Origin of the sequence: Roseovarius tibetensis, from assembly GCF_050896375.1 — a bacterium.
GTDB lineage: Bacteria > Pseudomonadota > Alphaproteobacteria > Rhodobacterales > Rhodobacteraceae > Roseovarius > Roseovarius tibetensis.
Genome location: NZ_JBPBBB010000064.1, coordinates 1 through 12424, shown reverse-complemented (window position 1 = coordinate 12424; position 12424 = coordinate 1). Strand labels below are relative to the sequence as shown.

Annotated in this window: 16 protein-coding genes; 9 read left to right on the top strand and 7 right to left on the bottom strand. The window is 61.8% G+C overall.

Features of this window, described 5'->3' with window-relative positions:
- Positions 1-71 precede the first annotated feature (71 nt).
- Complete coding sequence (locus ACROSR_RS19350; RefSeq protein WP_432687527.1) at positions 72-644, bottom strand: hypothetical protein; 573 nt, start codon at positions 642-644, stop codon at positions 72-74.
- 124 nt (positions 645-768) lie between these two features.
- On the opposite strand from ACROSR_RS19350, the gene ACROSR_RS19345 reads away from it, so the two are divergent.
- The 9 genes from ACROSR_RS19345 to ACROSR_RS19305 are packed head-to-tail and all read left to right on the top strand — an operon-like array spanning position 769 to position 5300.
- Positions 769-1119: a FlgB family protein gene (locus ACROSR_RS19345; protein ID WP_432687526.1), complete on the top strand. Its 351-nt coding sequence runs from the start codon at positions 769-771 to the stop codon at positions 1117-1119.
- Between the two features lie 10 nt (positions 1120-1129).
- Positions 1130-1522, top strand: a complete 393-nt coding sequence (gene flgC, locus ACROSR_RS19340; protein WP_432687525.1) for a flagellar basal body rod protein FlgC — start codon at positions 1130-1132, stop codon at positions 1520-1522.
- A 21-nt stretch (positions 1523-1543) separates the two neighbouring features.
- Entirely contained in the window at positions 1544-1828 is a 285-nt protein-coding gene (gene fliE, locus ACROSR_RS19335; RefSeq protein WP_432687524.1) for a flagellar hook-basal body complex protein FliE, read from the top strand.
- Positions 1829-1832: 4 nt separating this feature from the next.
- Positions 1833-2102 carry a flagellar biosynthetic protein FliQ gene (locus ACROSR_RS19330; RefSeq protein WP_432687523.1) on the top strand — a complete coding sequence of 90 codons (270 nt, stop codon included), beginning with the start codon at positions 1833-1835 and terminating at the stop codon, positions 2100-2102.
- Position 2103: 1 nt separating this feature from the next.
- Positions 2104-2817, top strand: coding sequence for a flagellar hook-basal body complex protein (locus tag ACROSR_RS19325; RefSeq protein ID WP_432687522.1), 714 nt, complete (start codon positions 2104-2106; stop codon positions 2815-2817).
- A gap of 18 nt (positions 2818-2835) precedes the next feature.
- Positions 2836-3621, top strand: coding sequence for a flagellar basal-body rod protein FlgG (gene flgG, locus ACROSR_RS19320; protein WP_432687521.1), 786 nt, complete (start codon positions 2836-2838; stop codon positions 3619-3621).
- A complete protein-coding gene (gene flgA, locus ACROSR_RS19315; RefSeq protein ID WP_432687520.1) occupies positions 3621-4037 on the top strand; it encodes a flagellar basal body P-ring formation chaperone FlgA in 417 nt (138 codons plus the stop codon). Before flgG ends, flgA begins: the two co-directional genes overlap by 1 nt.
- A gap of 19 nt (positions 4038-4056) precedes the next feature.
- A complete protein-coding gene (gene flgH, locus ACROSR_RS19310) occupies positions 4057-4791 on the top strand; it encodes a flagellar basal body L-ring protein FlgH (RefSeq protein ID WP_432687519.1) in 735 nt (244 codons plus the stop codon).
- A gap of 23 nt (positions 4792-4814) precedes the next feature.
- Complete coding sequence (locus ACROSR_RS19305; protein WP_432687518.1) at positions 4815-5300, top strand: flagellar basal body-associated FliL family protein; 486 nt, start codon at positions 4815-4817, stop codon at positions 5298-5300.
- Positions 5301-5339: 39 nt separating this feature from the next.
- On the opposite strand, the gene ACROSR_RS19300 is transcribed toward ACROSR_RS19305, so the two are convergent.
- From ACROSR_RS19300 to ACROSR_RS19275, 6 genes are all read right to left on the bottom strand, one after another.
- Positions 5340-5735 carry a hypothetical protein gene (locus ACROSR_RS19300; RefSeq protein ID WP_432687517.1) on the bottom strand — a complete coding sequence of 132 codons (396 nt, stop codon included), beginning with the start codon at positions 5733-5735 and terminating at the stop codon, positions 5340-5342.
- A gap of 29 nt (positions 5736-5764) precedes the next feature.
- The gene (locus ACROSR_RS19295) at positions 5765-6859 is read right to left on the bottom strand and encodes an EscU/YscU/HrcU family type III secretion system export apparatus switch protein (protein ID WP_432687516.1); all 1095 of its coding nucleotides are present in this window, start codon (positions 6857-6859) and stop codon (positions 5765-5767) included.
- Entirely contained in the window at positions 6859-7632 is a 774-nt protein-coding gene (locus tag ACROSR_RS19290) for a flagellar biosynthetic protein FliR (RefSeq protein ID WP_432687515.1), read from the bottom strand. The genes ACROSR_RS19295 and ACROSR_RS19290 overlap by 1 nt, the downstream gene beginning before the upstream one ends.
- Positions 7629-9713 carry a flagellar biosynthesis protein FlhA gene (gene flhA, locus ACROSR_RS19285; RefSeq protein WP_432687514.1) on the bottom strand — a complete coding sequence of 695 codons (2085 nt, stop codon included), beginning with the start codon at positions 9711-9713 and terminating at the stop codon, positions 7629-7631. The genes ACROSR_RS19290 and flhA overlap by 4 nt, the downstream gene beginning before the upstream one ends.
- Complete coding sequence (locus ACROSR_RS19280; protein WP_432687513.1) at positions 9710-10492, bottom strand: hypothetical protein; 783 nt, start codon at positions 10490-10492, stop codon at positions 9710-9712. The genes flhA and ACROSR_RS19280 overlap by 4 nt, the downstream gene beginning before the upstream one ends.
- Before the next feature lie 82 nt (positions 10493-10574).
- Positions 10575-12356 (bottom strand): hypothetical protein, encoded by a 1782-nt coding sequence (locus ACROSR_RS19275; protein ID WP_432687512.1) that lies wholly within the window; start codon positions 12354-12356, stop codon positions 10575-10577.
- Between the last annotated feature and the right edge of the window lie 68 nt (positions 12357-12424).

The window sequence follows — 12424 nt, the reverse complement described above, 5'->3', positions numbered from 1 at the left end:
GTTCTTCATGGCGTATCGTTCCTTCTGGAAGTTCTGGCAGGCTTCGACACCCGCCACGATACGCCGCCTTCTCAAACACCGTCACCCATTTTCCAGCATAGCTCCAGATGCCCCAGCAGCATGGATTTCCCCACACCGGAGCCGGCGAAGAGGCCAAGTCTCTGACCTTTGACGATGGGCAGGAAGGTGTTGAAGACCGCCATGCCGGTCTCCAGCCTTTGACCGAGAGGGCGACGCCGGGCGGGGGCGGGTGGATCTGCGCGGACGGGACGCTCGTGCTCGCCGCGCAAGAGCGGTCGATCGTCGAGCGGCTGACCATACGGATCTATCACGCGCCCGATCCAGTCCGCCGAGGGTGCGATCGTGGCAGCCCCGAGCAGGCTCACCCGGTCCCCGAGTGCCAATCCTTCTGCCGACTCGTCAGGAAGCACGAGAACAGACCCCTGTTCGAGCTGCAGCACCTCGCCGGTGCGGTGTCGCCCGTCGCGCGCGTGGATGCGCACCCGGTCCCCGAGACGTGCCACGGCTGACAGTCCGGAGACACGCAGCGCGGCCCCCTGAACCGACGCGATGCGCCCGACATCGCGCAGCGCGGACAGCGCCGAGATCTCGGCCCTCAGGCCACTTAGCTGATTCTGCGTCATTCGAGCGCCCCGATCGTTTCCTGAAAACAATTTCTAAAGGAATCAGGGTTAAGCCTTGATTGAAGCCAACGAGGGAGAAGCCCCGATGTTCGAAAATCTAGATATCTTTCGCATGTCGCATGCGATGGCCAGTCATGCCGGGGCCCGGCAGGCCATCGTCGCGCAGAATATGGCAAATGCCGACACGCCGGGCTACGCGGCCCGCGACATCGAATCGTTCCGGACCCTCTACGAGGGGCAGGGCGGCACATTTCTGCCGCGTGCGACGCGGACTGGTCACCTGTTCGGCAACGGTGCCCGGCCCGGTTTTGAACCGGTCGAACGCAAAGACGTCCGAAGGGATCCGAATGGAAACTCCGTCGCGCTGGAGACGGAAATGCTGAACGCTGTCGATGTGAAACGTCAGCATGACCGCGCGATCGCGATCTATCGTTCTTCTCTGACCCTGCTGCGCACCGCGCTTGGTCGCGGCTGAGGTCACGATCATGAGCGATTTTGCAAATTCACTTTCGGTGTCGGCAAGCGGCCTCAAGGCACAGACCCAGCGGTTGGTTCACGTCTCTGAAAACATCGCGAATGCCGATACGCCGGGTTATCGCCGCAAGACCGTGGCGTTCGAGACAGAGTTCAACGGGTCGGGACGCACCGGCACGGTGACAGCGGGCCGTGTGCAGCTCGACAGGGGGGATCTGACGCGGATTTATGATCCCGGTCATCCCCTTGCGGACGAGACCGGCCAATACGATGGGTCAAATGTCGATCTCATGATCGAGATCGCCGACGCGCGGGAAGCACAGCGCAGCTACGAGGCCAATCTCAAGATGTTCGATCAGGCCCGGCAGATGTCGTCGCGTCTGATGGAATTGTTACGCAGGTAAAGCTGATCAAGGAGGTCCAGAATGGATATCACAGCACTTCACGCCGCGCAGAAATACGCCGCCTCGAAACCGGCGACCGAGCCTGAGGCGGGCACCGCGGGCGCCGCGTTTCAGAACCTCGCACGGGATTTCGCGGCAACATTGCGCGAAGGCGAGGAGATCGCAACGCAGTCGATGACAGGCGAGGCGGATCCGCATGCGCTGGTCCAGGCGCTCGCCCAGACCGAACTTGCCGTCGAGGCGGCGGTGACGGTGCGCGACCGCGTGGTCGAGGCGTATCAGGAAATCCTGCGTATGCCGGTCTGAGGCGGTGCTCGATGAGGTTCTCTTCTTCGATACGCTGCGCGAGGGGCTCTGGGTGGCCGTGATCATCTCGTTTCCCATCCTCGCCGTGGCCCTCGTCGCTGGCCTGATCGTCGGGCTTTTTCAGGCGCTGACGTCGATCCAGGAGCTGACCCTGACCTTCGTGCCGAAACTTGCGGCCATCGTCGTCGTCTTCTGGCTAAGCATGGGGTTCATGACCCAGACCTTGGTGACATTCTTTCAGGATCGGCTCGTGCCGATGATCATAGGGGGCTAGCATGGAAGCGTCGGGATACACGACATTGACCCGTCAGTCGGGGCTGATGAATGAATTGCGGGTGGTGGCCAACAACATCGCGAATGCCGCGACCACCGGATACCGGCAGGACAACCTGATCTTCTCCGAGCATGTCAAGCGGACCGGTGACGGACAATCGCTGTCAATGGCCCAAGGCAACATTCGCAGCCTGTCCACGCGACAGGGGCCGCTCGATCAGACCGGCGGGCCGCTTGACATGGCGATCGAGGGGGACGGGTTCTTCCTGGTCGAGACACCGGCAGGCGAGCGTTTGACGCGCGCGGGAAGCTTCACGCGGTCGCAGGCAGGGGATCTTGTGACGCAGGACGGCTTTCGTGTGCTTGATGCGGGGGGCGCACCGGTTTTCGTACCGCCCGACATCACCGATCCGGGCATCTCGCCCGATGGCACGCTGAGCGATGGCGATCGTCCGCTTGCGCAGATCGGGCTCGTACGGCCTGTCGAGGGGGCGGATCTGTTACGCGAGGATGGTGTCATGTTCCGCGCCGAGGGCGGGTTCGAGCCGGCCCCCGAGGCGCGCATCCTGCAAGGGTTCCTCGAGGGGTCAAATGTCGACCCCATCGGCCAGATCGCCCGGATGATCGAGGTGCAGCGCGCGTACGAAATGGGTCAGAGCTTTCTGGATTCCGAAAACGAGCGAATGATGAACGCGCTCGACACATTCACCCGCTAACCGCGAAGGAGATCCGATATGCATGTTCTCAAGATCGCCGCGATCGGCGGCGTCGCCCAGCAGATGCGGGTGGAAACGATTTCCAACAACTTGGCAAACATGTCGACGACGGGCTATAACGCGCGCCGCGCGGAATTCGCCGACCTGCATTATCAGCAACTGACGCGCGCCGGCACGATCAACGCGGCGGATGGCACAGTCCTGCCGACCGGGGTTCAATTGGGTCTCGGGGTGCGTCCATCGGCGATTTCGGTGGATCTGGCCCAGGGATCGCTCAGTGCGACGAATGGCGATCTCGATCTGGCGATCGAGGGCGCCGGGTATCTCGAGGTGACTCTGCCCTCGGGTCAGGCGGCCTATACCCGCGATGGCGCGCTCAAGCGGTCGGCCGAGGGGCTGATCGTGACTTCCGAAGGGTTCGCAGTGGCGCCCGAAATCACCATCCCCGAGGACGCGCGCAGCATCTCGATCAATGCCGAGGGCGAGGTCTTCGCATTCTTCCAGAACGAGCCCGAGGCGCAATCCATCGGACAACTGAACATGGCGGGATTTTCGAACGCCAAGGGGCTTGAAGCCATCGGCAGCAACCTGTTTCTCGAGACCGAGGCCTCGGGCGCGCCCAACGTGACGACGGCCGGACAGGACGGTCTTGGCACCCTGCGGCAAGGCTACCTCGAGGACAGCTCCGTCGATCCGGTGCGTGAGATCACCGAGTTGATCGAGGCGCAGCGCGGCTACGAGATGAACGCCAAGGTGATCACCGCCGCCGACCAGATGCTCAGTGCCACGACACAGGTGCGATGATGCAACGCGCGCTCGTGTTCCTTCTGGCCGTCGCGGCATGCCCGGTGTTTGCCGATGTGATCGTGCCCACCCGTACGATCCGGGCGCAGGAAATCATCGGCCCGGACGATCTCTTGCTGAAATCCGGCCAGGGGGACGGGTCCGTCACCCTCGAGGATCTGATCGGGAGGGAGGCGCGTGTCGCGCTTTATCCGGGCCGCGCCGTATATCCCCACCACGTGGGGCCACCGACGTTGGTGGACCGCAATCAGCTGGTTCCGCTGATCTATGCCCGCGGCGGTGTCCGGATCGTCACCGAGGGGCGCGCCCTCGCACGGGCGGGGGTCGGGGACTACGTGCGCGTGATGAATCTCGCCTCACGCGCGACGGTCATGGGCCGTGTCTCGGCGGATGGTCGAATTGAAGTGTCTCATTGAACGGGCGACAGGAGAGATCATGCTTGATTTGCGGAAAATCGTGCTGCTGGCCATGACCGGGGTCATCGCGGCTTGCGGTCGTGCGGACCATATCGGCAAACCGCCCAGCTTCACCCCGACACGGAATGCCAGCGAAGAGCGGGCCATGCTCGATCCCGGCCTGCCTTTGCAACGGACGCCTGACGCGTCTTTCGGACGTGCCTCGCTCTGGAGTGGCGGCAAGAGGTCGCTTCTCGGAGATCGCCGCGCCGCGATGCGCGGCGATATCATGACCGTGGTGATCGAGATCGACGAAGAGGCGCAGATCTCCAACGCGACCGAACGCTCGCGCAGCGGGTCTGAAAACCTTGCCATTCCCGATCTCTTCGGGCTGCCACAGCGCATCAATCCCGAATTGCCAGATGGGGCCAGCCTCGATCCGGCCGTGGGGATCGATTCCAGCAGCCGGTCCGGTGGCGACGGCTCTGTCAGGCGCAGCGAGGAACTGACGCTGCGGGTCGCGGCCACGGTGATGCGGGTGCTGCCGAACGGCGTCCTGGAAATCCAGGGATCTCAGGAGGTACGGGTGAACTTCGAGCTTCGCGAGCTTCTGGTGACAGGCTTTGTGCGGCCCGAGGACATCTCGCGTCAGAATGAAATCACGTATGACAAGATCGCTGCGGCGCGCATTTCCTATGGAGGGCGCGGGCAGATCACGGATGTGCAACAACCCCGGATCGGCCAGCAAGTGCTGGATGCGATCCTGCCTTTCTGAAAACGGGCGCGAAGGAGAAATCGATGATCCGCATGGTTTTGCCCGTGCTCTTGGCGCTTCTGGGTACCGGGGGCGGGGTCGCCGCAGGGTTGTGGTTTGCGCCGCCGGCGCCTGATAGCCCTGTCGCCGCGACCGGCGATGGCGTAGCGCCGCCAGACGTCGGAACCGGCGGCGACACCACGCGCGGGACCGAATTCGTGAAGCTGAACAATCAATTTCTTGTGCCCATCGTCATGCAGGACACGATCCGTTCAATGGTCGTCATGTCCCTGAATGTCGAGATCACCGAAGGCGCTGCGCAGCAGGTCTATGCGCGCGAACCCAAGCTGCGGGACGCCTTTCTGCAGGTCCTTTTCGATCACGCCAACATGGGCGGGTTCGAAGGCGAATTCACCAGTTCCGGCACCATGGATGCCCTGCGCGCGGCGCTTACCGAAGTGGCGCAACGCGTGTTGGGTGATGTCGCGCACGGTGTGTTGATCACCGGGATCGCGCGTCAGGACGTCTAGAAAACAGGTCGCGCAAAAGCGCGCCCTGCCGATTGCCGTTCAGCTCGACATCCACCGTGTCAGCACGGCAAGATGCGCGCGCGCCTCCGCTTCGCGCGCCTGCGTGTCGCCGAGACGCTTCGCGTGCGCCGTTTCCATCACGCGTTCGACCGCTTGCGCCTTGCCGAATGCCCGCCGCAGTTTGCTGATCATCTGCCCCTTGCGGCCGAGGACACGCGCCAGTTCCGTCTGAAGCTCCGCTCTCTTGCGACCCACCCAGCCGTGCCAGATCATGTCGCCGCCGATCTGGCGGAGACCGTCGAGATCGGACTCGGGCAGCGCGCGATTTGCGGCATGCTGCGCATCGAGCCGTGCAAGCGCCCGGCGCAAACGGCTCTCCTCTTGGAGGAGGTAGTGCATTTGCGCCGACTCGACCTGGTAAAGCGCGTCGGTCACCTTTCGGAGATTGTCGACATCGGCGTCTTTCACGATGTGTGCCCTGCCTTGCGGCGCATCTTGTCGGCAAAGCGGATGGCCGCCGCCACCGCGCGATATTGCGACGGGTCGATTTCCTGTCCGACCTCTGTCCCGGCATGTAGCGCGCGCGCGGTGGGGGGATCGCTGTGCACGGGCACGCCATGCTCGAAGGCGCATTCCCGGATGGCCTGGGCCATGTGATCGACCCCCTTGGCCACGCAGGCCGGTGCCGCTCCTGGCGCGCGGCTCCATTTCAGGGCGACAGCGTAATGTGTCGGATTGACGATCACGACATCCGCCTGCGGCAGTTCGGCCATCATCTGGTTTGCCGAAATCTGCATCGCCTTCTGGCGTCGCTGCTGTTTCATGTGGGGATCGCCTTCGTTCTGTTTGTGCTCGTCGCGAATTTCCTTGTGTGACATCATGTTCCGGCGCCGGTGATCGTAGGTCTGCCACAGATAATCGACCGCCCCGATCGCCAGTGCGATGACCAGCACGACCAGCAGGAATTCCAGCGTCATGCGCGCCATCAATGCGCCGATGATCTGTGGCTCTGCGTGCAGCGAGCCCGCGATCTGCGGCAGGCGACCGGCAAGGTAGACCCCAAGCAGGACACAGAACAGCACAAGCTTGACGGCGCTTTTCGCGAATTCGAACAGTCCGGTTGCGCCGAACTTGTTCTTGGCATTCTCCATGGGGTTGATGCGCGACAGTTTGGGTTGGAGCTTTGTCGGCGCGACCACCAGACTGCGCTGCGCGAGAACGGACAGAAGCGCCATGCCCGCAGGCAGTGCGAACCACACCAACAGGGCGATGCAAATCCCCAGCAGCAATCCACCAAGGGCAGAGGCCCCGCCGCCGCCACCCGCGTCGAAAATCGCCGCCGCAAGGTGGTTGGATCGGGTGAACATCAGCATGAGATGCCCACTTGCGTCCGAGATCGATCCGGCGCCGGCCGCGACCGCGGCAATGAGACAACCGGCATAGGATGCAGCCGTATTGAGATCGGCGGAGCGCGCCAGGTCTCCGTTCTTGCGCGCCTCGTCAAGTTTGTGCTGGGTCGGTTCCTGGGTCTTGTCTGCGTCGTCGTCCTGTCCGGCCATCATCGGCCTCCCAGCGGATTGATCAGGAAGGCCTGAAGTGCCTCGACCCAGAGTTTCAGCATTGTCGGGGCCAGCAGCATCAAGAGGACAAGCCCGGCCGCAGTGATCGCCGGCGCGCCGACGAAAACAACCATGAGCTGGGGCATTGCGCGGTTGATGATACCGAGTGTCAGGTTGTAGAGCATCGAGGCGATGACAAACGGGGCCGCCAGCGTGAAGGCGAAGCCGAACGCGTGGGCGACGCGGGAAATCCCCCATTCGGCGACGTCCGGCGCGGCCAATCCCGCGCCGACAGGGAAAACGCGGTAGCTGGATATCGCCATCTCGGCCAGATGCACGTGGATATCGAGGATCATCGCAAGCGCCACGGCCCCGACGACAAGAATGTGTCCCATGGCGGGGATGGGCGTGATGCTCGCACCACCGAGAAACTGGGCGAGCGATGTCGATTGCGCCGCGATGGACCCGGCGGTTTGTAGCGCCAGCACCAGAAGCCGGATCCCGATGCCGAGCAAAAGGCCCACGCCGCTTTCGGACAGAAGCAACGCGGTAAATCGAAGCGTCGTCTGCGCTTCGGGTGTGAGGTCGGGTGCGACCGCCGGTGTCACGATCACGGTCAGGGCAAGCGCAAGGCCAAGCTTGATACGCACCGGGACGGAATTTTCACCAAAACCGGGAAACAGCGCGATGATGGGCGAGATCCGCAGAAAGACGATGAAATGAAGCCATAGAAGATCTTGCGTGATCTCGAGAAGCGCCATCAGCGCGGTCATGCCGCGACGACCCCGACGAGCGCCGGCTTCGTGTCGATGCCGATTTCCTCGAAGGAAAGGACCGGTGTGTCGATGTGTTTGGCCGACAGGGCCGTGCGAAGAAAACGGCGGCGGTGCGTCGAGGTGACGACGGCAGGCGTGATGCCGTTCTCGGCCGCACGTTTGATCTCTTCGCCCACGGCCGTGGTCAGGTTGTTGAACACTTCGGGCGGAAGGGCGACATCCCGCCGCCCCTTGTCGCCATCGACCTGGTAGGTTGTGAAGGTCTCCTCCCATTCCGGCGCAAGCTGGATCAAGGGAAGCGCGCCATCGCGGCGCCGCAAGTCCGCCACGAGCTGAAATCCGAGTCGCTGGCGCACGTGTTCGCAGATGGCCTCGGGCGTCGGCAGCATCTGACGCGCTTCGGCCGTTGCCTCGATGATAAGGGGCAGATTGCGGATCGAGACCTGTTCGGCCAGCAAAAGCCGCAAGACCGCATGCAGAAGATCTGGCGCGACCCGGTCTGGAATCATCTCGTCGAGCAGTTTGCGATTCGCCTCGGCGCGGCTCTTGTCCGTCAGGTTCACCATCTCGTCCAGCAGGCGACGCATCGCCTTCATGGTGAGCAGACGGCTGAGATTGCGACGGATCACCTCGAGCAGATGCGTGGCGAGAATTTCCGCCGGAGCGACCAGTGTGACCCCGTCAAGGGCTGCCTGATCCCGGTTCGATCCCGAAATCCAGCGTGCCGGCGCACCGTAGACCGGTTCGGTGATCGTGTCGCCCGCAGGCAAGCTGGGGTATCTTTCGGGATCAAGCGCGAGAAGGTGATTGGCGCGCAAGGTCGCGCGCGCCTGTTCCACGCCCTGAACACGGATGACGTAGCTTTCCGGTTGCAGTTCGGGTTCATCCGTCAGGCGAATTTCCGGGAGGATCAAGCCGTATTTTGTGGCCGTGAAGCGCCGCATGTTGGCGATCCGCGCATCAAGTCCGGCACCGGGATCCAGAACCATGTTCACAAGGTCGGGGGCGAATTCGACGTGAATGTCATCAAGTTCCAGAATGTCGCCCATCGATTGTTCGGGCGGGGCCTCTCTTACGTCATCCGATGTTTTGGGCTCTTGCTGGACGGCCTGTCGGCGGTGGCTGATCAAGGCCATGGTGCCAAGTCCGACACCACCGAGGAGGAAGGGCAGGAATGGCAAGCCCGGCACCAGCGCAAACAACACCATGAGCAGCGACACCGTGCCAAGCGCCGCAGGATGGCGGCCCAGCTGATCGGTAATGGCGACATCCGTGGACCCCAGAGTGCCGCCGCGCGCCAGCAGCAACGCCGATGCGATTGAAATGATGACGGCCGGAATTTGCGTCACAAGACCGTCGCCCACTGTCAGAATCGCATAGGTCTCAAAGGCTTGTCCGAACGGCATGTCGTGGATTACCGTACCCATCACAAGCCCCATGACGAGGTTGAGCAGGGTGATCAGAAGCCCGGCAATGGCATCGCCCTTGACAAATTTCGACGCGCCGTCGAGCGATCCGAAAAACGTGGTTTCCTGTTGATCACGTTCACGCCGATCTCGCGCGTCCTGGTGGTTGATCGCACCGGCTGACATGTCGCTGTCGATGGCCATCTGTTTTCCGGGCATGCCGTCCAGCGCAAAGCGCGCGCCAACTTCCGCCATGCGGGCCGCACCCTTGGTGATGACCATGAAATTCACGATCAACAAAACGCCGAACACGACCAGTCCAAGGAAAACGCTTCCGCCCATGACGAAGTTGGAAAACCCCTGGATGACTTCACCGGCGGCATCCGTGCCGGTATGGCCCTGCCCGATGATAAGCTTGGTCGAAGACACGTTGAGTGAAAGGCGCAGCATGAGAGAGGTCAGCAGGATCGTTGGAAAGGCGGAGAAATCCAACGGACGTTCGATGAACAGCGTGATAGTGAATATGAGGATCGCAAGTGCGAAAGACAGGGCCAATCCCACGTCCAGAACCCATGCCGGCATGGGCAAGATCATCATGACGATGATCGCCATGAGGGCGATTGCCAGCATCACGGTCGGCTGAAACAAATTGTGTGTGGAGAGTTTCTTCATCCCTGTGCACCCGACAGACAAGTGGCCAGAGGGCGCTTGACCCCGACGAGTTGTCGGATTGGGACGATGGCCCACTCCGACCGGGCATTTTGAAACGGCGGGCAGGTTTTGGCCCGCCTGCGTGCCGTTGAAGCGTCGTCAGGGTCGTCCGGTAGTGTCGGGTTGTCGCGCAACGACCAACGTGCCTTGTAAATTCGGTCGAAGCGGGTGATGAAATTGCCACCGCCGTAAGAGGTCTCTTCTGCACCGTCACTTGTGATGCGTGACACGTTCTCGTTTGCGCCGGCCTGACCGCGGACCATAATGGTCGGCGTGTTTATCGGTTGGCACGCATTGGACGCGTATTGCTTTTCGCAAAGTGACGTCTCGTACGGACTTTGGCGAACCTGAAGACAGTGGGCGACAAAGTTGTGTGCGCCCTGCCGCCGCGCCGTCTCAAAACCTATCCGGGCGTAGCCTCGGGTCACTGGCTGACGACCCAAGCTGCCACGGGCATGCGTCGAGGACAATATCTCGCCGAGGTGATACAGACGGCGTTCCGCCTTCGAGCCTCTGGTGATGAAAGATGACGGTTTTGTTCTCTGATCAGTCCGCTCGATCCGCTCAAGAGCGTGTGTCCTGGCCGAGGCAACCCGGCGCGGCTGCCCTATCATCGCGACATGAAACCCCTTCCTTGTCGTGCATCGCAGGATCGCTTCTCCGGCGGTTCGAAATACCGTCGTGTTGCGGGATACGCGCCCGATGCCTTCCGGAAACATCAACCAGATGTCATGCCACATCTCCAACCCTTTCTGGGTTCTGAAATTTCATGGTTCGAATGCGACGTTACGCACGATGAATTGAGATTTGGTAACTGCGTTTTTATTGGGTGTTCTCGGGCGCCGTGGGCGTGCGTTTTGTCGCGAGCAGCTTCACCATTGCGTCACGCAATGTGCCTGCGCTTTCGAGTAAACCGCGATGACGTTCAAGAGTCGCATTCTGTTCGGGTATCGGGGTTCGAAGACTGTCTTGTAAAACCTCGGCGGTGTGTCGAAGTGTGGGATCCTCGGCCTCGGCCAGTTGATCGAGGTCTTGCGCAAACCAGGCTGCTTCGAGCGCCTGTTGCGGTTGATTGCTCGCATTAAAGAGGATCCGCGCCGCGTCATGATCGCCAACGAGACGTCGCGCTTGAGCCCGCAAACTGATGGCGTCGCGTCCGTCCAGGCCCAGAAGCTCGACCTCGGCTTGCCGCGGACGGTCCCGTACCAAAGCGATCCTTGCGCGCGTCAGCTTTGATCGTCGTCCCATGCGGCCAGGCAGATCGATTTCGACAAATCTGCGGGCCTGCTCTGGAAAGCCGTCCTCGAGAAGACGCGTGGCGATGTCAATTCCCAAGGCGGCCGGTACAGCATCCGGCGTGATCAAGCGATCATTGAGGGTATGACGCAGGAATGTCACGTCATCCGCGTTTCGCGTGATGTGCTGCATGAGATATGCCGCGATATCGTCCGCGCCCGTTGCATCGAGATCCGGGCGCAGCCTTTCGAATTCCTGCACCGCTTTGGCAAAGGCGCCCGAAGCCCCAAGGGCCGCGAGATATGTCCCGGTCATCCGCCGTCCGAGGTCGGTGCCCCTGTGCTCGTAGGCGTACGCTCCTGCGAGTTCCGCCTTGTCGAAGGGCACGGGCGCAGCGTCGGCAAGCAAGCCGTCGATCAGTTGCGCAAGTGCCTCGGGGGCGGCGGCGGAATTGTCGGCAATGGCAGTGTCGAGTTCCGACCGAGATGTTTCGGAATCATCTTCGGTTGCCGCAAGATCTGCGCGTGCGAGCGCCAGATCGGATCCGTCTGCCGCCCCCGTCCGGTTTGTCATGCGCAGAATGTGCTGAGCGGTTGTCTTATGCCCGGCATTGATCAGCCTACGGGCGAGTTTGGGGGCGAAGGTCTTGCGCAATAAGGGCGGGAAGGCCGAGAAAGCACGCCTGAGCGCCTTGTGATCAATGACCCGTTCCGACGGCAAAATCGCGGTCGAAAGTACGGACCAAAGCGCCGCAGCCCCGCCACAGCCGGCCATCGCGGCCAGCCGCGCCCCGGTTGGAGCGTATCCGTGATCCATAATCAACGCCATTTCGCGCAGCACCGCATCCTTTCCGGAAACCGCGCCTCTCAGGTCCAGAATGTTTCGAGCTTCCGCGCCGAAGCCGTAATACAGGTACGATCTTGCCAGCTTCAGAGCGATTTCCTTGTCGGGCTGGTCAAACTCGCCCAGAAGCTGCCGGTTGAGTTCGCCGATGCGCTGATGAAAAGGCGCGTCACCACCCCAGGACGGCAGATCGAGCCACGCGTGTGGCACACAATTCTCCCGTTGATCCGAGATCGTTTCGGCTGCGAGCATCGTATTGATCGCGTCATCAACACTGCTGCGCGCGCGCAGGTTCATCGTTGCGTCGTCGTGGATGTGAGGGGCGCGCGCTGGATCTGCCTCGTCCATGCGGGCTGTCTCGGGGTCACTGACGGCGTCGTCGTCTGATTTGATATTTGCCAGTTTACTTTCAAGGTTCCGGATTTCTTGTTGTGTATAGCTTTCGATAGTCGATCTCTTCAAATCGTCGTCAAGCGGAGGAAGTTTTTGTAAAATGAAGTACCGCTCCGTTACCGAAACCGACATTCCCCAAGTGGCCTACCATCTGACGTCAAGATCCCATGACGAGGCCAGCGGATCAAGCGTATTTGACC